A 22,156-nucleotide genomic window follows, 5' to 3' on the forward strand; every position below is an offset into this window, starting at 1 on the left:
AATCCGAAACGGCCCAATTCCGAGCGACTGGGCCGGCGGCAAAAGAATGGGAGGCTGGGCGTGTATCTGGCGCCTGAGGGGGAGGAACTGGAAATTGCCGGTGCGGCTGCGCACTTCCTCTCTCAGGAAATGCCGCTGGCGCGTCTGCACAGGCCGGAGTCGGGCGACCTGACACCGGCCATGCGCCGCACTGTCGGTGCCATGGGCTGGTTCGGCCTGACCATTTCCGAAGCGAGCGGTGGCAGCGGCCTTGGCGCGGTGGAACACGCGCTGTTCTTCCGCGAGGCGGGACGCCAATGCGCACCGCTGGACCTTGTCGCCCAATGCCTTGCTGCCTCAGTGGCGCCGCAAGGAGAACTGCGTACTGCGATCCTCGACGGTTCCTGCGGCGTCGCTCTGATCGAACCCGATGGTCTGGGCTGGCGACTGGTCGGCCTGCCCGGCGCCGAATACGGATTGCTGGTAACCAAAGAGCGGGCCAGCCTGCATGACCTGCACACTGCCGAAATCTCGCCGCGCAGCGCGCTCGATCCGGCCAATTCGCTTGGCTGCATCGCCCACTTGCCCAAGGCGCTGGAAAGTCTGGAAGGCGGGGCCAGTTGGCGACTGGGATCGTTGGCAGCCGCGGCCATGCTGGTGGGCATTGCCGAAGTCGCGCTGGAACGCACAGTCGATTATGCGCAAGTGCGCGAGACATTCGGCCGAAAGATCGGATCGTGGCAGGCCGTTCGCCATCCCTGCGCGGACATGGCGGTCTGCACGGAGGCGGCGCGGGCGCAGCTCTGGTATGCGGCGGCCGCCATCAAGGCGGGGCGCGGCGATGCCGATGCCCATGTCGATGCTGCCAAGCACATGGCCAACAAGGCCGCGCTCGCCTGCACGGACACCAGCATCCAGCTTCATGGCGGCATCGGCGTGACCGACGAGCATGACTGCCACCTGCTGCTCAAACATGCGCTGCTGCTCACGCGCGTGTTCGGCTGCCGGCGCAGCGTGCTGGGCCGCCTGCTCCACGCGCGGCTGGAGGACTGAGATGGACCTTTCCTATTCCGAAGCCGATCGCGAATTCCGCCGCCGCGCGCGCGAATGGCTCCGCCGGAACATTCCCGCGACCACGCGCCCGCCCAATGGCCTTGCCGGCGCACAGTTTGACCGGGACTGGCAGCGCAAACTGTTCGATCATGGCTGGGCGGGCATCTCCTGGCCCAAGGAATATGGCGGACTTGGCCTGAGCGGCCTGCAACAGGTGATCTGGTACGAGGAACTGGCCCGATCCGGCGCGCCGCATCACATCAACACCACTTACGTCGCGCTAATGCATGCCGGCCCCACACTGATCGCGCGCGGGACGGAGGCGCAGAAGGCCTTTCACCTGCCGCGCATCCTTTCGGGCGAGGCATTGTGGTGCCAGGGCTTTTCGGAACCCAATGCCGGATCCGACCTTGCCGCGCTGAAAACGCGGGGCCGCATCGAAGGCGACACCCTGATCGTCGAAGGCGCAAAGATGTGGACCACCGATGCTCAGTACGCCGATTATCAGGAACTGCTGATCCGCACCGATCCGCTGTCCGAACGGCACAAGGGGCTGACCTGGGTGATCTGCGACATGGCCAGCCCGGGCATCGAGATCCGCCCGATCCGCACTATGCTGCAGGACGAGCACGTCAACACCGTGTTCTATGACGAAGTGCGCATCCCCCTCGAAAACGTGGTGGGCGAAGTCGGCGGCGGTTGGGGAACCGCGCTGACCACGCTCTCGTTCGAACGGGGGCTGGGTTTCATCGGCGATCAGCTGGAACTCTACGAACGCGTCTGCCGCGCCATCGAACTGGCGGAGCGCGTGCGGCTGGCGGACGGACGGCGCGCGATCGAGGATTCGGAAGTGGCCCTCGGCCTCGCCTCGCTGAAAGCCGACACCATGGCGATCCGCGCGATGACGCTGGCCGACATTGCGGAGACCGACCGCACCGGCGAGCCCGGCCCCAAGGGTTCGATGATGAAGCTGATGGTCACGCAGACGCACAAGGCGCTCAGCGAGCTGGTGGGCCAGATGCTGGGTTGGGAATTCCTGGAATTCGACGGCGACCGGGCCGCCCATCGCTGGACCTACGAATACCTGTGGAGCTGGGTCTTCTCGATTTCGGGCGGCACCAACGAGATCCAGCGCGAGATCACGGCCGACCGCGTGCTGAACCTGCCGAAAGCCCGCTGAGACGCGATATCGCGCCCCGGATATCCGCGCGCCGACTTGACGTTGCGCCCTTCGGGACCGAACCCTTGCATCGGGGAGAAGCTGGAATGGATTGGACCATGCGACGCGATCCCAGCGGCTTCGACATACGCTGGAGCGACGATCTGGCCCGCCGCTATCGTAAAGACGGAAGCTGGCAGGAAACCACAATGGTTTCCGCCGCACGCCGCGCGGTGGAGGCGGCGCCCGCGCATACGTTCCAGATCGAGGGCGAACGGCGCATGACGCGCGGGCAGGTCTGGGATCAGGCCCTGCGGCTTTCCCGCTTCTTCGGAGAACGCGGGCTGACGGTGGGCGATGTCGTATCCTTCCAACTGCCGAACTGGATGGAAACGGCGGTAATCGCGCTTGCTGCGCGAATGTGCGGTCTGGTCATCAACCCGATCCCGCCGATCTACCGCGAGGCGGAGCTTGCCCATATCCTTGCCGATTGCGGCGCGAAACTGATCTTCGTGCCGGGCCTGTTCCGCAAACACGACCACAAGGCGATGGTGGAAAGCCTGCGCTCCACGCTGCCGGCCCTGCGCGACGTGGTGGTGGTGCGCGGCGAAGGGGAATGCGTCTGGGAAGATGCGATCTCTCGGCAGCCGCTCGATCCGGCGGACCTGCCCGTGGTCGATCCCGCCTCCGTGCTGATCGCCATGTATACCTCCGGCACGACCGGACGGCCCAAAGGGGTGCTGCACACGCATTATTCCTATGACCACCGCGTGCGCGCGATGGCGGAGGCATGGGCGATCGGTGGGGCCGACGTGGTGTTCATGCCCTCCCCCGTCACGCACATAACCGGCGCGATCTGGGCGTTCGACATGCCGTGGATCGCGGGCAACGTCAGCGTGCTGATGGATGTCTGGTCCGCCGAGGAAGGGCTGGCCTGCATCGCCCGCAACGGCTGCACCGTCACCGGCGGGGCGACGCCGTTCCTGCAGCAGATGCTGGACCTTTCGGGCGACCGGCCCGAACTGCTGGCCAGCCTGCGCCTGTTCTTCTGCGGCGGCACGACAGTCGCGCCAGACCTTATCCGCCGCGCTTCCGCCACCTGCCCGCAGTGCCTGTTCTTCCGCGCCTATGGCTCCACCGAAATGCTCACCGCGACATTGGGCATTCGCGAGGCCGCGCAGGCGGAAATGGGTGCGGAGACGGATGGCGAGATCGTCCCGCCCGTGGAAATGCGCATCGTCGATGCCGTGGCCGATGAGCCGGTGGCGGAGGGCGAGGAAGGCGAAATCCTGGCGCTGGGGCCCGGCCTGTTCGCCGGCTACATCGACCCCGCCGATAACGAGGGCGCTTTCTTGCCCGACGGTTTCTTCCGCATGGGCGACCTCGGCCGCGTGATCGACGGGCGCTACATCGTCATCACCGGGCGCAAGAAGGACATCATCATCCGCTCCGGCGAGAACATCAGCCCCAAGGAAGTGGAGGATGTGCTCACCCGGCACCCTGCCGTGGCCGAAGTCGCGATCGTCGCCATGCCCAGCGCCAAGACCGGCGAAATCGGCTGCGCTTTCGTGATCCCGCGCGAAGAAGCTGCGATCGATCTGCCCGCAATCGCCCGCTTCCTCGATCAGGCGGGGCTCGCGCGGCAGAAATTTCCGGAGCATCTCGTCCTTGTCGACGATCTGCCCCGCGTGCCCTCCGGCAAGGTTCGCAAGGACGTTCTGCGTATCCGGGCCCGGGAACTCGCCGCCGAACTGGCGAGCTGATCAGGCGGAGAATTCGGCGTATCCGCGCGCGATCACCGGCTCGTCGGTGCCGCCCAGCGTTCGGAACAGGGCACGGTTCCCCTCCTCCAGCCAAACTTGCGTGGAAAGCCGGTCCCCGGGAAACACCGGGCGGCTGAAGCGGCCCTCAAGCATGCGCAGACGCCCGACATCGCCGCCACCGGCAGCTTCGACAAGCGCGCGGCACGCAAAGCCGAACGTGCAGAGGCCGTGCAGAATCGGCCGGGGAAAGCCACGCTCCTGCGCAAATGCCGGATCGCTATGGAGCGGATGGCGGTCGCCAGTGAGCCGATAGAACAGCGCTTGTTCGGGCCGGGTCTGCTGGATCACGGTGACATCCGGTGTGCGCCTCGGGTCCGGCTCAGGCGTCGAAGTCCCACGCGGTCCGCCAAAACCGCCGCCGCCGCGAATGAACGTGCCCATACGCACTCGGCCGAGAACATCTCGCCCCGCCTCGTCCAGAGTGAGCGTCGAGACCGTGACGACGATGGCGTTTTCGCCCTTGTCCAGCACCGCCTCTATCCGCGTGTCGAGCATGCCCTCCCCTTCGGGCGGCAGTTCGCGGAGGAGTTCGATCCGCTCATCGGCGTGAAGCATACGGCCGGGGTCCAACGCACCCATCACCGCAGGACGATTGCCCTGCGACAGAACCGTCAGCAGGCTGGGCACCGCGCGCAGCGGTTTGCCGTGGGAGTTCTCGGTCGTCAGCGCCAGATCCTCTACGCCGGCCCCCACTGCCAGCGCATAGAGCATCGTGTCTCGCGCATTCCAGTGCACGCGGCGCGGTTCGGCGCGCGCGCCCACCATCTCCAGCGTGACACGGGCATCCAGCGGCCGTGGGTCAAGAGGACAAGGATCCGTCATCGCCAGGAGAACCCACCGTCCACCGGCAGTTCTGTGCCGGTGGTGAAACCCGAATCCTCGCAAGAGAGAAACAGCGCCGCACGCGCCACATCCGCGCATTCGCCAAGCCGGTTCAACGCCACACGCTCCGCCGCGCGGGCGGAATGTTCCGGATTTTCCCAAAGATAGCGCGTCATTTCCGTGCGGATCACCCCGGGGCAGATCGAATTGGCACGGATATTCGGGCCCAGATCCATGGCGATGGACTTGGTAAACATCGCCGCGGCTGCCTTGCTGGCCGAGTAACCCGCCGTCCCCGGCATCGGCATCAGTGCACTGACGGAGGCTATCGTCACGATCGTCGCCCGATCCGCCGCACGCAGGAACGGCAGCGCCGCGCGCACGACATTGAAGGGCCCGGTCGTGTTCACCGCCAGCATCCGGTCCCAGCTATCCGGATCGAGCTGTTCGAACGGCGTGATATCCAGAATGCCGGCGCCATTCACCACGCCGTCGATCCCGCCCATCGCCTCCGCCGCTTCTGCTCCGGCGCGCAGGACGCCGGCGCGGTCGGTAACATCGCAGACCAGCGCCTTCCCGCCCAGCGCAGCCGCCACCTCTTCCAACCGTGCGCCATCGCGGTCCAGCAAGGCAAGCGCCGCGCCTTCCGCAGCGAACAGCTCCGCAATCGCCCGCCCCATACCGCCCGAGGCGCCGGTGACCAGCACCCGACGCCCTTCCATTTTCGGCTTCACCGCGCCTTCTCCCTTCATTCTAGACACCTAAATTGCATCATCAGAATGTCATTGCAATAAACCCAGACTCGGCTATGCCTATTAATAGATTTCTGCTTGTGCATTTCAAATATCGCAGGACCGGTTGATGGCTTCATCCGGCCGATGCGTAAGCCTTTTTTTGGGGGAGGCGAACTCGCGAAAACAGCGGGGCGCCCGGTCTGGGAGAATGCGATCATGGCTCAACGTCGATTTGGCGGACGACTGCTGGCGGATACCGTATCGGTGGCCGCGATCACCACGGCGCTGGCCGTTCCGGTGGCCGCGAAAGCGCAAACCACAAGTCCGCCGGAAACACGGCTGGAAGAGATCATCGTTACCGCGCAAAAGCGCGAACAGAGCCTTCAGGACGTGCCGATTGCCGTCACCGCGCTGTCGGAATCGACGCTTCAGGCCAATCGTGTGGTGACGGTGACCGACCTTTCCGGCCTTGCCCCGGGCGTTACCGTGCGCACGTCGGCGGGCGGATCGCAGCTCCCCTCGTTCACGATCCGCGGTGCGGTCAGCTACGGCGTGGTTCCGGGATCGGACAAGCAAGTCTCCATGTATCTCGACGGGGTCTACCTCAGTTCGCCGCGCGGCACGATCTTCGAACTGCCGGACGTTCAGCGCATCGAAGTGCTGCGCGGCCCGCAGGGCACGCTGTTCGGACGCAATGCCACGGCGGGGGCCATCTCCATCACCACGCGCGATCCCACAGGGGAAATGGGCGTGAAGGGCGAATTCACCGTCGGCAACTATGACCAGTACCGGATGCGCGTCAGCGTCAATACGCCGCAGATCGGGCCGTTCAGCGGCTATTTCACATTCCTGCACTCCCAGCGGCGCGGCGACATCCGCAATGCCAACGCCGGGCAACTGTGGGACCGCAGTGCCTCCGCATCGGACTTCGGGATCGACCGTTCGCCCAAGTATCTGGGCAGCCACAACGGGCAGTCGTACTTCGCGGCGGTGAAGTTCGAACCGAGCGACCGTGTCAGCACCGTTTACAAGTTCGACCATTTCCGCGACGACGCCACGCCTGAAGGCACCGGCTTCATCGGCTACAACGCCGCCTACCCGCTGATCGGCGATCTGATCGGCGCCATCGTCAACAACCAGGATTTCCCGGTCTACACCTACCCGGACGGCAAGCGGCCCAAAGTGGTCAACAACGCCTTTGCGGTGGGCACCAAACAGCGCGTTACCGGGCATAACCTGACCAGCACCTTCCTCGCGGCCGACAATCTGACGATCAAGAACATCTTCGCCTATCGCAAGTCCTACGTCTTTTCCGCCAGCCCGCTCGACGGCGTTTCCTCGCTGCCGTTCACGTCGGAAGCGATCGTGCCCTATGCGACGTTCGCGGTGTTCTCGAACCCGGCCTTTGCCGGGCTGACCACCGCGCAGAAGATCGGCCTGATCCCGACAGTGGCCGCTCAGGTGGCGCCGCTGGTCGGGCAGCCTTTCGTGATCCTGGCCACCGCGCCCGAGGCGGTCGCCCGCCAGTGGAGCGACGAGCTTCAGGTCAACTACAATTCCGATCTGGTCACGCTGACGGCAGGCGCCCTGTGGTTCCATTCGAAGGATCGCAACGGCGGCCCGCTGGGGATGCAGAACACCGTATCTTTCAGCGTGTTTCCCTATGGCGTGCTGCCATTGGGCAATCAGGGCCAGTCCACCAACCTGGCGACGTCGCTGGCGGCTTATGTCCAGGCCGAACTCCACGTGACCGATACGCTTGACGTGGTGGGCGGCGCACGCATCACGCGCGATCACAAGTGGGGCGATTTCCTGTTCAACAATCCCAACGCCGGCGGGGCCGAGCAAACGCTGTCCTTCGATTACAAGAAGACCAAGCCCAACTTCCTGCTGGGACTGAACTATCAGCCGAACCGGGACCTGCTGGTCTACGGCAAGTTCTCCAACGCCTTCGTTTCGGGCGGGTCGGTGGCCGGCATCGCCTTCAAGCCGGAAACCGCCGCATCATGGGAAGGCGGCGTGAAGGCCACGCTGTTCGACCGGCACCTGCAGGCGAACCTTGCCGTCTACACCGTCACCTACAAGAATTATCAGACGGCGCAGGGCGGCAACAGCTTCGGATCGCTGATCGACAATGTGGTGGGCATTCCGGGCTTTTCGAACCTGATCGGCACCTTCATCTATCCGCAGGGCGGCAAAGTGAAGAACAGCGGCGTAGAGTTCGAGACCACCGCCCGCCCCGTTCGGTTCCTGACGCTCGGCGGCAGCCTTGGCTATTCGGATACCAAGTTCAAGAACCCGGATCCGGTGCTGGTGGCCGCCAATTTCGGCGATTATGTGCCGACGCTGCGCCCGAAGTGGACCAGCAGCCTCTGGGGGCAGGCAGAAACCGATCCGATCATGGGCGATGCCACGCTGATGCTGCGCGTGGACGCCACCTGGCGGTCGCGCATGGCGATGTACGGCAACCCCGAATACGGGGAACTGGTGCCGGTCTTCAAGGACATCATGTATGCGCCGTCCACCTGGATCCTGAATGGGCGCATCGCCCTGCGCGATATCGATCTTGGCGGGCCGAAGGCGCAGTTCGCGATCTGGGCGAAGAACCTGACCAACGACCGCTCGCGCACGTTCGAACTGCTGAATGCCGGCTTCGAAGCTTCCGCCAACTATCAGTCCGCGCGGACATATGGCGCGGACCTGACGTTCGAGTTCTGACCATGAGCGAAACAGACGATGCCGTCCTCGCCCATCTTGAGGACGGCATTCTTACCCTGACGCTCAACCGGCCGGACAAGGGCAATGCCTGGAACCGCGCAGTGGGTGCCGCCTATTTCACCCATCTGGAGGCGGCCGCCCGATCGCCCGATGTGCGGGTGATCGTGGTGACCGGCGCCGGCAAGGCATTCTGCGTGGGCGGCGATGGAGAGAAGCTGGCGGAAGCCGCCGCCAGCGATGCCGCCATCACCGCATCGCCCGACTATGCGCTGCCGCTGCGCCTTGCGAAACCCGTGATCGCGGCGGTGAACGGCGCCTGTTTCGGGATCGGCCTGCAACAGGTGCTGTGCTGCGACCTGCGCTTCGCTTCGACCGAAGCCAAGTTCTCGACCGCCTATGCCCGGCGCGGCCTTTCGGCCGAATTCGGGATGAGCTGGCTGCTCCCCCGCCTTGTTGGCACTGGAAACGCGGCGGATATGCTGCTCTCGGCCCGGCTGGTGCGCGCGGAGGAAGCCGGGGCGATCGGGCTGGTGAACCGCGTGGTGGAACCCCACGAACTGATGCCCGCCGCGCTCGATTACGCGCGCGAACTGGCGCGGCTATGCTCGCCATGGTCGATGCAAGCGATCAAGGGGCAGCTACGCGCCGATCTTTCCGAAGACTTCGCCGGAAGCTACGCCCGATCCGAAACGCTGCTGGAACAAGCCTCCGGGCAGGCCGACTTCCGTGAAGGCGTGGCCAGTTGGCGCGAGGGGCGAGCGCCGCAGTTTCCGCCGCTGGCGGAGGGCCTCGCCTTCCTCGACTGATCGCCGCCTGCCTTCTCAGGCGGCGGCGGTTTCGGGCTGCGGTTCGTCCTCGTCGAAGCGATAGAACCGCTTGTACTGCTCGCGATAGGCCAGCATCGGCCCGTCACCTTCCACCAGCAGCGGACGCTCCCGGAAGATCTTGGCATTCCAGATCGGAATATCCTCGTGCACCTGCTTCACGAGATCGCGCATGCGCGCCTTGGTGACGCGCAGCCGCCCCTCGCTGAGGCCGGGGATATGGTACATCTGCCAGCGCAAGTGCGTGCGTTCGGAATCGATCGGCGTCACCTGCTGCGACTGCACGACATGGGTGACGTCGATATATTCGGCGATCGACTGGCCCGGCCCGGTGGCGCGCACATCGATGATCCCGGTCATCGGCCCGCGCGGCGTGTTCATCTCTGCCGTGACGCGATTGTGGCGCACCCAGCCATCGAGCTGGAACTCACCCGCCGGCGCCTTGGGCACGCCGTGGACCGCGCTGAAATGTGCATGATCCTGCCCGTTTTCGGTGATTTCCTGACAATGGATGTCGATCACCCATTCGTGCGTTTCGGCCAGCACCCATTCGCCGTCCGGGCATTCGGGCAGGCGCGCCACGTCCCACTTGGGCGCGGCCTTGCGCGGGTGGAACCAGGCGTAAATCACTCCATCGGCCTCGGTCACATGCCAGGCCGGCAGGCAGCCGCGCTTCAGCTTGGGAGGGACCAGCTTGGTATAGGGAATGTCGGTCACCCCGCCCTGCCCGTTGAAGCTCCAGTGGTGGAACGCGCAGCGCAAGTCGTTGCCGATCACCTCGCTCTTGACGCCAAGATGCGCGCCCAGATGCGGACAATAGGGATCGACCGCGCGGGCGACGCCGTCCTCACCGCGCCAGAGCACAAGTTCGGTGCCGAAATAGTGCAGCGTTTCGATCTGCCCGGCGACCAGCTCGTGCGACATGGCAACGGCGAACCAGCCGAAAGGGATCGGCAGATCCGCATATCCGCGCGAAGTCGCGCCCGGCGTTCTGGCTTGCGACGCTGCCATCATGTCCTGCTCCTCATCTCCAGCGGGCCCGGCGCGATCCTGTTCGCGCGCCTTGCTGCCCTTTCAGCCGATCATACCAAATGCACCCGGCGCGAGTCAAAATGACATTCACCCGATTCATTCTTCCGGCGATATCGTCAGCGCCGCACCGTCCGCCGCGCCGTCCAGCACGATCTGGCAGGATAGCCGCTGCTCCGGCCCTTCCGCCCCCAACGCTTCGAGCATTTCAGCCTCATCCTCGCCCGGCGTGTCGAGCCGGGCCGACCATGCGGGATCGATCCGCACGAGGCAGGTGCCGCACGATATCGCCCCCCCGCATGTGCCCAGCGTCAGGTCCACCCGTTCACGCAGCACATGCATCAGCACGGCCCCGCTTGCGGCAGATAAGTCGTGAGAGGCGCCATTGCGGTCGATCACGTTCAGCTTCACATCGGCCACAGCCAGCCGGTCCTCCCCGATCTCAGCGCCCACGAGGAATCTCCCGGAACGGCACGTCCTTGTCGACACGGATGTCCTGCGGCAGGCCCAGCACGCGTTCGGCGATGATGTTCTTCATGATCTCGTCCGTGCCGCCGCCGAGCCGAAGCCCCGGCGCCCAGAGGAAACGGTGCTGGAACGCCCCCAGCGCGGGCGCCAGTTCCGGATCGTCGATCAGCCCGTAATGGTCCATGAGATCGAGCGCCACGCCCGCCATCTCCTGCGTGGTGCCGGACCACAGCAGCTTCCCGGCCGAGCTTTCCGGCCCCGGCGCATGGCCTTTCGAAAGCGAGGTCAGCGTGCGGAAACTGGTCAGCCGGATCGCCTCCGACTGGACGTAGTAGTCCGCCAGCCATTCGCGGAACGCCGGATCGTCGAGCGCGGTGCCGTCGAACGAGGGGATTTTGCCCGCCAGCTTCATCACGTCCCGCCAGTTGAGCCCGGTGCCAGAACCCAGCGCCGCGCGTTCGTTCATCAGCGTGGAGATCACCACTTTCCAGCCGCCGTCGACCGTGCCGACGCGCTGGCTGTCCGGAATGCGCACTTCGGTCAGGAACACCTCGTTCAATTCGGCATCGCCCGACATCATGCGGATCGGGCGGACTTCAACGCCGGGCTCGCGCATGTTTAGCCAGAACACGGTCAGCCCCTTGTGCTTGGGCGCGTCGGGGTTGGTGCGCGCGACCAGCAACCCGTAATCGGCCGCCTGAGCGCCGCTATTCCAGACTTTCTGGCCGTTGATCACCCAATGATCGCCATCACGCACTGCCGCGCAGCGCACACCGGCGGAATCCGACCCACTGGAAGGTTCCGAAAAGAGCTGGCACCAGATCGTCTCGCCGCGCACCGCCGGGGGCACCAGATCGCGCGCAGCCTCCTCCGCCCCATGCTCCATCAAGGCGGGCAGCAGCATGTGCAACCCGGTCATGAAGTAGCTGAACTGAACGCCGGCGCGCGCCTCTTCCTGATTGAAGATCGCTTCCTCGATCGTGGTGCCACCCGCGCCGCCGCGCTCACGCGGCCAGGAGATGCAGGCATAGCCCGCTGCCGCCTTGGTCGCCTGCCATTCGCGGGCGATTTCCTTGTGCCGGGGATGCCAGTTGCGGCGCTCCTCGGGCGAAAGGCCGCGCATGTCCGGCGCATTGGCGGCGATCCACGCGCGAACCTTGTGGCGGTAGGCGGCCTCTTCGGTGCTGTCGTCGAAGTTCATGCGGCCATCTCCTTCGCGGCTTCGGCGGCCTGTTCCTGCGCCAGTCGTTGTTCCAGCCGGTCGACCAGTCGCCGTTTCCAGTCGCGCGGCGCGCCCAGCGTCAGCGCCAGATGGCGGGCGCGGCGATAGAAGAAATGGCAGTCCGCCTCCCACGTGAAGCCGATGCCGCCGTGCGTCTGGATGTTCTCCTTGGCGGCAAGCCAATAAGCGCGCGAGGCGGCGACGCGCGCGGCGGCAGCGGCCACCGGCAATTCCGGCGCATCGGTGGACAGCGCCCAAGCCCCATAATAGGCATTGGCCCGCGCCACTTCGTTGGCCACGAAGACATCCGCCAGCTTGTGCTTGATCGCCTGATAGCTGCCGATAGGCCGGCCGAAAGCATAGCGTTCCAGCGCATAGTCGCGCGCCATTTCGAGAGCGCGGTCCGCTCCCCCCAGCGCCTCGAACGCGAGCAGGACCGCCGCCCGGTCTTCGATGCGGGATAGCAGCGAAAGTGCGTCGGAGGCTCGACCAAGCAATTCTGCGGGCGCGCGGTCGAACACCAGACGCGCCTCCCCCCGTGTCGGGTCGATACTGTCCAGCCCGGTGCGCGTGACGCCATCCGCCGCCAGATCGACGATGCACAGTACCGGCCCGTCATTCCCTTGCGCCAGGACCACCGCATGGCTTGCCGAGAGGCCATCGGTAACCGGCAGCTTGGTGCCCGTAAGGCATCCATCCTCGAAGCGCGTCGTCAGCGCCTTGGGCCGCAACACGCCCGGCCCTTCGCTCAGCGCCATTGCCCCGATCAGATCGCCCGTGCAGATGCGCGGCAACAGAGCCTCCTGCTGGGCGCGCGAGCCGCCGATCAGCAGTGCCTCCGCAAACAGGTAGACGGTGGAGGCGAACGGCACCGGCGCCAATGCACGCCCCAGTTCCTCCGCCAGCGCGCAGAGTTCGACATGGCCCATGCCAAGACCGCCGAACTCTTCCGGGATTGCCGCCGCACACCAGCCCTGCTCGCCGATCCGCGCCCAGAGCGTGGGATCGTATCCCGCTTGCGGCGCATCGAGCACCGCGCGCACCACCGTCAGCGGAGAGACGGCGGCGAGAAAGCGCCGGGCTTCATCCTTCAGCGCCTTCTGCTCGTCGGTATAATCGAAATTCACATCCGTTCCCCCCGTGCCGCGCGATATTCGCCGACGAGTCGATCGATGACGGTGGAGGCGCGTTCGATCGCCCGCACCGCGCCCACGCCCTGCCCGCAGCCCCAGATTTCGCTCCAGGTCTTCGCCGCGCGCCCCTGATTGCCCACTTCCAGTTCCCGCCGGGTAGCCGGCAGCGCGTCGGGATCGAACCCGGCCCCGGCGATGGAGGCGCGCAAATAATTGGCAGGCGTGCCGCTGAACGCCGGCGTGTAGACCACGTCTGCCGCTTGAGCGGTCAGCATCGCCTGCTTCTGCGCGAGCGGCGCGCTCGATTCCTCGGTGGCGATGAAGACCGAGCCGAGATAGGCGAAATCCGCCCCCATCGTCTCCGCCGCCGCCACGCCGCGCCCGGTGGCGATTGCCCCGGCCAACGCCAGCGGGCCATCGAACCACTGGCGAATTTCCTCCACCAGCGCGAAAGGGGACAGCGTGCCCGCATGACCGCCTGCGCCCGCCGCCACGGCGACCAGCCCGTTCGCGCCCTTGTCCATCGCCTTGCGGGCATGGGCATTGCTGGTCACGTCGTGCAGCGTCATCCCGCCATAGGCCTGAACCCGTGCGTTCACATCCTCCCGCGCGCCCATCGAACTGATCACCAGCGGCACGCGAAATTGCTCGCAGAGCGCAAGGTCTTCCTCCAGCCGGGGATTGCTGCGGTGAACTACCAGATTGACGCCGAACGGCGCCGCCGGCCGATCCGGATGGACGGCATTCCACTGCGCGAGCGCCTTGGTAATCTGCGCCAGCCATTCGGCGAAGAGCGAGACAGGCCGCGCATTGAGCGCGGGCAGCGTTCCGACGATCCCTGCCGTGCACTGGGCGATCACCAACGCGGGCGTCGAGACAAGGAACATCGGTGCCGCGATGATTGGCGCGCGCAAGTCCTTGTTCCATGCCGGAAGCACCTTACGGTCCATCAAGGCGGCCCTTTCGCTTGCCATTCCACTCCTCAAATCCCGCCGGTCAAACCTTGCGGTTTCGGCAGATTCCCTCGGGTTTTCAGGCGGATCGGTGGGTAATACACCAAGCCCGTCCGCCCTTCTTGAGGTCAGCTTTACAATACTCCTTGCATGTTGCAATACCAGTCGGGACAGCCTGCGAAAGCGCTGGCAGCCATAAGGAAGCGCCCATGCCCCGCCCGCGCGACATACCGGTGATCGACACCCTGATCGGCTTTCGCGACACGCATCAGATGGGCGTCGCCAGCACCAAGGGCGACTGGACGCGGCACCCGGCCGAATACATGTTCAAGGACATTCCGGAGGAACTGACCGAGGCGGACGACCGGGTCGCGGCGATCGAGGAGACCTTGCGCGCGATGGACGCGCACAATGTCCGCACCGGTGTGATCCACATGTCCGACGATCGCGCGGCGGAAGCGCTGCGCCGCTTTCCCGATCGCTTCGTGGCGCTGCGCCCGGTCGATCCCAACAAGGGCATGGATGCCGTGCGGCTGATCCAGAGCGACTTCGACGCCGGGCACATTCGGGGCGTGTCGTTCTTTCCCTCCGGCCAGCAGCCGCCGGTGCCGATCAACGATCGGCGCGCCTATCCGATCTATGCCAAGTGCATCGAACTGGACCTGCCGATCTTCATCAATGTGGGCGTACCCGGCCCGCGCGTGCCGATGATGCCGCAATACGTCGGCCATCTGGACGAGGTCTGCTACGACCTGCCCGAACTCAAGATCGTGATGCGCCACGGCGCCGAACCGTGGGAAGACCTTGCGGTGAAACTGCTGCTGAAGTGGCCGAACCTCTATTATTCGACCAGCGCCTTCGCCCCACGCTACTGGCCCGATGCGATCATCCGCTTCGCCAATTCGCGCGGCGCGGATAAGGTGATGTACGGCGGATACTTCCCGATGGGCCTGGAACTTTCGCGCATTTTCGCGGAGATGGACGACGTGCCCTTCAGGGACGGCGTCTGGCGCAAGTTCCTTTACGAAAACGCAGCCAGGGTGCTCAACCTTCCGGTCGGCTGACCCCGGCCTGCGTCAGATCCTGCATCAACCTGCTTTGCGCTTGCCGGTTGAGGCCACGGCATAATCGGCGCCGAAGCGGCCGCGAATGAACAGGTCGATCTTGTTCTCCACGTCCTTCTCGGACGGCGGCGATTGCAGCCAGCCGAAGTAGATCATCACCGTTTGGTTGCCCAGCATCAGGTCTACGAAGAGCGAGGCGGATTCGTCGTGATCGCCCGCGGGGATCAGGCCGGCCTCGGCCAGTTCCTTGAAGAACGTGGCCAGATTGCCCTTGAAGCGCGCGAAGATCGTGGTGGCGACCTTGCTCATCAGTTCGGGAAAGCGCGCGCTTTCGGCGATCATCAACCGCATCAGCGCGATCGAGCGCGGGCGCAGCGCCACTTCGAAGCAATATTGCGCGCTGCGGTGGAGGGCGGCCGAAAGGCTGTCCCCCTCTGCAAGTTCCGGCTTTTCCACCACGGCATTGTCGCGCGCGAAGATCACTTCATGGAAGATCGCCTCCTTGTCGCCGAAGTGCTGGTAGAGTGTGCGCGTGGCAACACCGGCGCGCTTGGCAATGTCCAGCAGGGTGGTGGCGGCATAGCCCTGTTCGACGAACATCTCCGTCGCCACGTCCATCACGCGCAGCTTGCGGCGTTCAAGTTCGTCGGCAGTCGGCCGCCCGGCGCGATTGCGCTTGCGGGGGCTGCGCGTCTTGGTCGAGGCCGAAGCGCCCAAAGCGCGGCCCTGCGGCCTGGTCACGCGTGCAGTCAAGAAACGTCTCCTTTCACCGGCCTTGCGCGCAGTGTCGCGGGGGCAGCCTGCCGAGGTCATGAGCCTCTTGCAGTCAGGCATGTGCGAAAATGCAACGCGTGACAAGATTTTCACATAATTATCCTCAATCGCGGCGCAATGAAGCATCATTCGCGGGCAATCGCACCAAACCGGCGGGGCGATGCAAAACGATTAATGCGCATGACGTATTGCAATATATGATCCAGCCGATAGGTCGGAAATGGCGGGCCGTGAAAGTCGCCCGAGAACAAGACCGATTTTGCCGCGAGAGCTTGCCCATGATCGACACTTCGCAAGAAGCCCTGCGCTTGCTGGTTCAGGATCGCCCCGCGCTGCTGAAGCATCTGGAGGCGGCAGACACCGCGCCGTTGCTGATGGTGCTGGTGCACCTTGGTGGAGACCCGGCGTGGCTCGACCGCATTGCGCCGTGGATCAAGGGGCCGTGGAGCTTCCATGACGAAACCCCGCCCGCGCTGAAGGCGGAATTGCGCGAGGCGGTGGCCGATGTGCTGGCGACTTACGCCGCCGATCCGCGTCCGCTGCCGGTAACGCCGCCGATGGACCTGCTGGCGCGCATGCTCGATGCCTGCACCGGCCAGCCAGTCCCCCGCGAATACCACCCGTTGGTCATCGAGGAGATGGATCTGGCGGACTGCGACCCCAAGACGGTGCGCTGGCGCCGGCAGCCGGATCCGCGCACGCTGGCAGCATTCCAGGTCGTGGTGATCGGCGCGGGCTTTTCCGGGGTCGGCATGGCGATCAAGCTGAAGGAAGCCGGCATCCCCTTCGTGGTGATCGAGAAGAATGACGAAGTTGGCGGCACCTGGTATGAAAACACCTATCCCGGCGTCGGCGTCGATACCGCCAACCACTTCTACTCCTATTCCTTCGACAACAATGCGGACTGGAACCACTTCTTCGCCAAGGGCGACGAGATCGAGGCCTATATCCAGCGCAACGCCGCGCGCGGCGGCATTCGCGAAGATATCCGTTTCGAGGAGGAAGTACTCTCCGCGCATTGGGACGAAGCCGCCCTGCTCTGGCGCATCGAAGTGCGCCGCAAGGACGGCACGACCTATACGATCGACGCCAACGCGCTGGTGAGCGCGATGGGCCAGCTCAACCGCCCCAAGCTGCCCGCGATCAAGGGCCTCGAAAACTTCGCCGGCCCCAAGTTTCACACCGCCCGCTGGGATCATTCGGTGCGCTACGAAGGCAAGCGGGTGGGCATGATCGGCACCGGCGCTTCGGGCATGCAGGTGGGTCCGGCCATTGCGCCGGTGGTGGACAACCTTACGATCTTCCAGCGATCGCCTCACTGGGCGATGCTCAATCCGCTCTATTTCGAAACGGTCAGCCCGGCCAAGAAGTGGGTGCTGGAACATATCCCGTTCTACACCAAGTGGTTCCGTTTCCAGCTGTTCTGGTCGTCTTCCGACACCTTCCACCACAACCTGCGGATCGATTGGGACTGGCCCGACCCGGCCCATTCGCTCAACGCCGCCAATGCCGAAGTGCGCAAGATGCTGGAAGCGCACATCGCCCGGGAAGTGGGTCATGACCCCGAACTGATCCGCAAGGCCACGCCGGACTATCCGCCCTATGGCAAGCGGATGCTGCGCGACAATCATTGGTACCGGATGCTGACGCGGCCGAACGTCGATCTCGTCACCGATGCGATCGACCATATCGAACCGCGCGGCGTGGTGATGCGGGACGGCACCCTGCATGAACTGGACATCCTCGTCCTCGCTACCGGGTTCGAAACGCGCCGGATGCTCTGGCCGATCCATATCGAAGGCCGCGACGGCACCACGATCCGCGACGAATGGGGTGACGAGGATCCGCGCGCCCACCTTGGCATCACCGTGCCCAAGTTCCCGAACTTCTTCGTGATCTATGGTCCCAACACCAATCTGGCCCATGGCGGCAGCGCGGTGTTCCATTCGGAATGCCAGATCCGCTACATCATGCAGGCGCTGCGCGAACTTATCGAGACCGGCAGCGGCGCGCTGGAAGTGCGGCCAGAACCGTTCTGGGCCTATCAGGACAAAGTGGACGAGGCGCACCGCAACCTCGTCTGGTCACACCCCGGCGTCACCAGTTGGTACAAGAACGGCAAGGGCCGGGTCCACGCCAACTCACCCTGGCGGCTGGTCGATTACCGCAACATGACGGAAGTGTTCGACACCAGCGAATATACCTTCGTGCCCGCGCGGGAGCACGCGGCATGAGCCTGGACAAGCTGCTTTCGCCCCGCTCCATCGCGGTGATCGGCGCCAGCGACAACAAGACGCGGATCGGCGGCGTTCCGGTGGACCTGCTGAAACGCGCCGGGTTCGAACGGCTCTATCCGGTCAATCCCAAGAACGAGACGGTGCAGGGCCTCAGGGCCTATGCCCGTATCGAGGATGTGCCGGGGCCGGTGGATCTGGCCGTGGTCGCACTCTCGGCCGATCAGGTGCTGCCGATGCTGGAGCGCTGCCACGCGATCGGCATTCCGGCAGCGCTGGTCTATGCATCCGGCTATGCCGAAACCAACGAAGCTGAAGGGATCGCGCGGCAGGCCGAGCTGGTCGATTTCGCTCGGCGCACGGGAATGCGGATCGCCGGACCCAATGCGATGGGCAATGCCAACTTCACGCAAGGCGTGTTCACCAGCTTCGGCCAGTCGTTCCAGCCCGGCGAGCCTGCCGGCGACTGCGCACTCGTCACCCAGAGCGGCAACATGTGCGCAACGCTGTTCCGCATCGCCCGCCGTGCCGGGGTGGCCTTCAGTCAGGTGATCAACACCGGCAACGAGGCCGATGTCGAACTGGCCGACTATCTGGACCATCTGGCCGGCGATCCGGCCACCCGTTCCGCGCTTTGCTATGTCGAGGAACTGCGCGATGGCGCGCGCTTTCTGGCCGCCGCCGACCGGTTTCGCGCGGCGGGCAAGATGCTGGCCGTGTTCAAGGTCGGCGCATCGGAAAAAGGCGCCGAGGCCACCCGTTCCCACACGGCGGCACTGGCCGGGAACAATGCCGCCTATGACGCCGCCTTCGCCCGCGCCGGCGTGATCCGCAGCGGCGAACTGGCGGGGCTGGCCGATCTGGCCTACCTCCACGCCTTCGGGGATCGCATAAGCGGCAGCAATTGCGCCATCCTCAGCATTTCCGGCGCGGCCGGGGCCATCTTGGCCGATGCGTTGGCACTGGCCGGGGCGGAAGTTCCGGGCTTTCCCGAAGCCGTGCAGCAGGGCATCGCCGCGCAGATCCCGGGCCATGCGATGGTATCCAACCCGGTCGACCTGACCGGCAACATGGTCAATTCCAACGATTTCCTGTCGGAATGCATCCGCCTTGCGCTGAGCCCCGACACTATCGACGTGCTGGTGCTTTACTTGCCCGGTGCGTTTCTTTCGCAGGCCTTCGAACAGGTCGAAAAAGCCGCCACCGCAAGCGAAAAGGCCATCGTCGTCATCGACACTTTCGCCATGGCGGATCGCGAGCGGCTGGCGCGCAGTGGCATCGCCTGTTTCGACGATTTCGACCGCGCTGCGCGCGCGATCAGCGCTTATGGACGGTGGAAGAAGGCCGCTCCTGCGCGGCCATCCGAAAGCCGCACCGCCGCCGTCTGGCCTGACATCCCGGCAGGCCGCACCGCGCTGTCCGAGACCGAGGCCAAGGAGGCGCTCGCTAGGTTCGGCGTGCCGGTGGTTCATGACGCGCTTGTCCAGAGCGCGGCCGAAGCGCGGGAAGCGGCGGCAAGGATCGGCTTCCCTCTCGTCGCCAAGCTGGTCAGCCCCGAGGTTGCGCACAAGACCGAACACGGCCTGATCCGCCTCGGCCTCGATAGCGGCGATGCCGTGGCCGAAGCATTCCGCGCGATGATGGCCAAGGCGGGCGGAATGGGCGTCTCCATCGAGGGCGTGACGCTGGAGCCGATGCTGGCGGGCGGCGTGGAAATCCTCGTCGGCGCCACGCGCGATCCGGTGTTCGGCTGGATGCTGACGGTGGGGCTTGGCGGCGTCTGGACCGAACTGATGCACGATGCCGCCCATGCGCTGCTGCCGGTCGATGCCGCGCAGGCGGAAACGATGCTGCGCAGCCTGAAAGGGTTTAGACTGCTCGACGGCTATCGCGGCGCGCCGAAGTCCGATGTTCCTGCAGCGGCCCGCGCAATCGCCGCGCTGGGCCAAGCCGTCCTTGCCGGAGGCGAGACCTTGCGCGAAGTGGAAGTGAACCCGCTGCTGGTCCTGCCCGAAGGACAGGGCGCGGTGGCGGTGGACGCGCTGGTGCTGCTGGCCGAACCCGGCGCTGCGCGAGTGGAGGAACCGGCATGAGCGACGATCTGGTCGAACCGAAAAAGGTCGAGATCACGTACGAGACCGACAGCCCCGTACTTTACGAGGTGCACGGAGCGGTCGCCTGGGTGACGCTCAACCGGCCGGACTTCAACAACGCGCAGAACGGCCAGATGACTTATGCGCTGGACGATGCCTTCAACCGCGCCGTGCAGGACGATGCGGTGAAGGTCATCGTGCTGGCGGGCAATGGCAAGCACTTCTCCGCCGGGCACGACATCGGCACGCCGGGCCGCGATCTCCACAAGGCGTTCGACAACCGGCTGATGGTGCCGGGCCATGTCAACAAGCCGGCGGCGGAGCTGCTCTATACCCGCGAGCAGGAGCAGTATCTGGGCATGTGTCGCCGCTGGCGGGATATTCCCAAGCCCACCGTCGCCATGGTGCAGGGCGCCTGCATTGCCGGCGGGCTGATGCTGGCCTGGGTCTGCGACCTGATCGTCGCTTCGGAAGATGCGTTCTTCCAGGATCCGGTCAACCGCATGGGCATTCCCGGCGTCGAATACTTCGCCCACGCTTTCGAACTGCCGCCGCGCGTCGCCAAGGAATTCCTGCTGCTGGGCGAGCGGATGAGCGCGCAGCGTGCCGAGCAGTTCGGCATGGTCAACAAGATCGTCCCGCGTGAGAAACTGCGCGAGGAAGCGGCGGCAATGGCGGCGAAACTGGCCGCGCAGCCGCGCCTGGGCAACTGGCTGACCAAGCAGGCAGTCAACCATGTCGAGGAACTGCGCGGCAAGCGCACGGCGATGGATGCGGTGTTCCACATGCACCACTTCGCCCATGCCCAGAACGATCTGGTGCAGGGCAATTCCATCGCCGGCCTCGACGGCCGCGCCATGGCCGCCGCGAACAAGAAGCAGGCGGGGGAACAGGCCAAAGAGCAAGAGGGCGAATGAACCTCTCCTACACGACCGAACAGCGGGCCTTCCGCATGGAAGTGCGCGCATGGCTGGAGGCCAACGTGCCGCCTGCTCCCCTGCCCTCGTTCGATCTGACGCGCGAAGGGTTCGAGGCGCATCGCGACTGGGAACGCGCGCTGAACCGGGGCCGCTGGGGCATGGTCACCTGGCCGGAGGAATTCGGCGGACGCGGCCTCGATCTCATCCGCTGGCTGATCTTCGAGGAAGAATACTACCGCGCCGGCGCGCCGACGCGGGTGAACCAGAACGGCATTTTCCTGCTCGGCCCCACGCTGATGGAATTCGGCACGCCGGAGCAGAAAGCGCGGTTCCTGCCGGCGATGGCGGCGGGGGACATGATCTGGGCACAAGCATGGTCAGAACCCGGCGCAGGCAGCGATCTGGCCGGTGTGCGATCGACCTGCACGCGCGAAGGCGACAGTTACGTACTGAACGGCCAGAAGATCTGGTCCAGCCGCGCCGTCTTTGCCGATTGGGCCTTCGGCCTGTTCCGCACGCCGGGCAGCGAACGTCACAAAGGATTGAGCCTGATCCTCTTTCCGCTCGATACGCCGGGCGTCACCCGCCGCCCGATCGAGCGCATGGATGGAGAGAAAGTCTTTGCCGAGATCTTCTTGGACAATGTGCGCGTGCCCGTGGTCGACCGCTTGGGGGAGGAAGGTCAGGGCTGGCAGGTCTGCATGGCCACCGCCGGGTTCGAGCGCGGCCTGCTGCTGCGCAGCCCCGCACGCTATCAGGCGGCAGCGCGCAAGCTGATCGCGCTCTACCAGCGGCACCGTCAGGCCCTGCCCGCATCGATGGCGGAACGGGTCGCGAAAAGCTGGATGGACGCCGATGCCTATGCGCTGGCGATCTATGCCATGTGTTCCCGGCTGGCCGATGGCGGCAAGATCGGGCCGGAATCCTCGACCAACAAGATATTCTGGTCCGAACTCGACGTGGTGCTGCATCAGACCGCGCTCGATATCCTCGGCCCGCGCGCGGAGCTTATGGCGCGCGCGCCCGATGCCGGCGATATCGACGGCTGGCTGGACGGGGCGATCTTCGCGCTCGCAGGGCCGATCTACGCCGGGTCCAACGAAATCCAGCGCAACATCATTGCCGAGCGGATGCTCGGCCTGCCGAAGTAGGCC

18 protein-coding genes are annotated in these 22,156 nt (G+C 65.3%); 10 read left to right on the plus strand and 8 right to left on the minus strand.

Going from position 1 to position 22,156, the window contains the following annotated elements:
* Positions 1–60 precede the first annotated feature (60 nt).
* From ACZ1JC_RS03160 to ACZ1JC_RS03170, 3 genes are all read left to right on the plus strand, one after another.
* Complete coding sequence (locus ACZ1JC_RS03160) at positions 61–1,032, plus strand: acyl-CoA dehydrogenase family protein (protein ID WP_465139352.1); 972 nt, start codon at positions 61–63, stop codon at positions 1,030–1,032.
* Between the two features lies 1 nt (position 1,033).
* Complete coding sequence (locus tag ACZ1JC_RS03165; protein ID WP_465139351.1) at positions 1,034–2,212, plus strand: acyl-CoA dehydrogenase family protein; 1,179 nt, start codon at positions 1,034–1,036, stop codon at positions 2,210–2,212.
* Positions 2,213–2,298: 86 nt separating this feature from the next.
* Positions 2,299–3,954, plus strand: coding sequence for an AMP-binding protein (locus tag ACZ1JC_RS03170; RefSeq protein WP_465139350.1), 1,656 nt, complete (start codon positions 2,299–2,301; stop codon positions 3,952–3,954).
* Here ACZ1JC_RS03170 and ACZ1JC_RS03175 read toward each other — a convergent pair whose 3' ends face one another.
* Together ACZ1JC_RS03175 and ACZ1JC_RS03180 are read right to left on the minus strand one after the other, a co-directional pair.
* Entirely contained in the window at positions 3,955–4,836 is an 882-nt protein-coding gene (locus tag ACZ1JC_RS03175; RefSeq protein WP_465139349.1) for a MaoC family dehydratase, read from the minus strand.
* Positions 4,833–5,588 carry an SDR family NAD(P)-dependent oxidoreductase gene (locus tag ACZ1JC_RS03180; RefSeq protein ID WP_465139348.1) on the minus strand — a complete coding sequence of 252 codons (756 nt, stop codon included), beginning with the start codon at positions 5,586–5,588 and terminating at the stop codon, positions 4,833–4,835. The genes ACZ1JC_RS03175 and ACZ1JC_RS03180 overlap by 4 nt, the downstream gene beginning before the upstream one ends.
* A 198-nt stretch (positions 5,589–5,786) precedes the next feature.
* Here ACZ1JC_RS03180 and ACZ1JC_RS03185 point away from each other — a divergent pair, with 198 nt between their 5' ends.
* Together ACZ1JC_RS03185 and ACZ1JC_RS03190 are read left to right on the plus strand one after the other, a co-directional pair.
* The gene (locus tag ACZ1JC_RS03185; protein WP_465139347.1) at positions 5,787–8,288 is read left to right on the plus strand and encodes a TonB-dependent receptor; all 2,502 of its coding nucleotides are present in this window, start codon (positions 5,787–5,789) and stop codon (positions 8,286–8,288) included.
* 2 nt (positions 8,289–8,290) lie between these two features.
* The gene (locus ACZ1JC_RS03190; protein WP_465139346.1) at positions 8,291–9,094 is read left to right on the plus strand and encodes an enoyl-CoA hydratase-related protein; all 804 of its coding nucleotides are present in this window, start codon (positions 8,291–8,293) and stop codon (positions 9,092–9,094) included.
* A gap of 15 nt (positions 9,095–9,109) precedes the next feature.
* On the opposite strand, the gene ACZ1JC_RS03195 is transcribed toward ACZ1JC_RS03190, so the two are convergent.
* The 5 genes from ACZ1JC_RS03195 to ACZ1JC_RS03215 all read right to left on the minus strand — a co-directional run bounded on the left by ACZ1JC_RS03195 (position 9,110) and on the right by ACZ1JC_RS03215 (position 13,938).
* Positions 9,110–10,126 carry an aromatic ring-hydroxylating oxygenase subunit alpha gene (locus ACZ1JC_RS03195; protein WP_465139345.1) on the minus strand — a complete coding sequence of 339 codons (1,017 nt, stop codon included), beginning with the start codon at positions 10,124–10,126 and terminating at the stop codon, positions 9,110–9,112.
* Positions 10,127–10,240: 114 nt separating this feature from the next.
* Positions 10,241–10,594, minus strand: a complete 354-nt coding sequence (locus ACZ1JC_RS03200) for a 2Fe-2S iron-sulfur cluster-binding protein (RefSeq protein WP_465139344.1) — start codon at positions 10,592–10,594, stop codon at positions 10,241–10,243.
* The gene (locus tag ACZ1JC_RS03205) at positions 10,584–11,810 is read right to left on the minus strand and encodes an acyl-CoA dehydrogenase family protein (RefSeq protein ID WP_465139343.1); all 1,227 of its coding nucleotides are present in this window, start codon (positions 11,808–11,810) and stop codon (positions 10,584–10,586) included. The genes ACZ1JC_RS03200 and ACZ1JC_RS03205 overlap by 11 nt, the downstream gene beginning before the upstream one ends.
* On the minus strand, positions 11,807–12,958 hold the full coding sequence (locus ACZ1JC_RS03210; RefSeq protein ID WP_465139342.1) for an acyl-CoA dehydrogenase family protein: 1,152 nt from the start codon (positions 12,956–12,958) through the stop codon (positions 11,807–11,809). Before ACZ1JC_RS03210 ends, ACZ1JC_RS03205 begins: the two co-directional genes overlap by 4 nt.
* The gene (locus ACZ1JC_RS03215) at positions 12,955–13,938 is read right to left on the minus strand and encodes an NAD(P)H-dependent flavin oxidoreductase (RefSeq protein WP_465139341.1); all 984 of its coding nucleotides are present in this window, start codon (positions 13,936–13,938) and stop codon (positions 12,955–12,957) included. Before ACZ1JC_RS03215 ends, ACZ1JC_RS03210 begins: the two co-directional genes overlap by 4 nt.
* Before the next feature lie 188 nt (positions 13,939–14,126).
* On the opposite strand from ACZ1JC_RS03215, the gene ACZ1JC_RS03220 reads away from it, so the two are divergent.
* Positions 14,127–14,981 carry an amidohydrolase family protein gene (locus ACZ1JC_RS03220; protein ID WP_465139340.1) on the plus strand — a complete coding sequence of 285 codons (855 nt, stop codon included), beginning with the start codon at positions 14,127–14,129 and terminating at the stop codon, positions 14,979–14,981.
* Between the two features lie 24 nt (positions 14,982–15,005).
* Here the strand turns inward: ACZ1JC_RS03220 and ACZ1JC_RS03225 are convergent, their stop codons facing one another.
* Entirely contained in the window at positions 15,006–15,734 is a 729-nt protein-coding gene (locus ACZ1JC_RS03225) for a TetR/AcrR family transcriptional regulator (protein ID WP_465139339.1), read from the minus strand.
* Positions 15,735–16,033: 299 nt separating this feature from the next.
* On the opposite strand from ACZ1JC_RS03225, the gene ACZ1JC_RS03230 reads away from it, so the two are divergent.
* Genes ACZ1JC_RS03230 through ACZ1JC_RS03245 form a run of 4 tightly spaced genes read left to right on the plus strand, consistent with a single transcriptional unit; the run spans position 16,034 to position 22,153 of the window.
* A complete protein-coding gene (locus ACZ1JC_RS03230; protein ID WP_465139338.1) occupies positions 16,034–17,989 on the plus strand; it encodes a flavin-containing monooxygenase in 1,956 nt (651 codons plus the stop codon).
* Positions 17,986–20,082, plus strand: a complete 2,097-nt coding sequence (locus ACZ1JC_RS03235) for an acetate--CoA ligase family protein (protein ID WP_465139337.1) — start codon at positions 17,986–17,988, stop codon at positions 20,080–20,082. The genes ACZ1JC_RS03230 and ACZ1JC_RS03235 overlap by 4 nt, the downstream gene beginning before the upstream one ends.
* Complete coding sequence (locus ACZ1JC_RS03240; RefSeq protein ID WP_465139336.1) at positions 20,079–20,999, plus strand: enoyl-CoA hydratase; 921 nt, start codon at positions 20,079–20,081, stop codon at positions 20,997–20,999. Before ACZ1JC_RS03235 ends, ACZ1JC_RS03240 begins: the two co-directional genes overlap by 4 nt.
* A complete protein-coding gene (locus ACZ1JC_RS03245; protein WP_465139335.1) occupies positions 20,996–22,153 on the plus strand; it encodes an acyl-CoA dehydrogenase family protein in 1,158 nt (385 codons plus the stop codon). The genes ACZ1JC_RS03240 and ACZ1JC_RS03245 overlap by 4 nt, the downstream gene beginning before the upstream one ends.
* Positions 22,154–22,156: the final 3 nt, after the last annotated feature.

The organism is Sphingomonas sp. BL-S-28 (genome assembly GCF_055521515.1).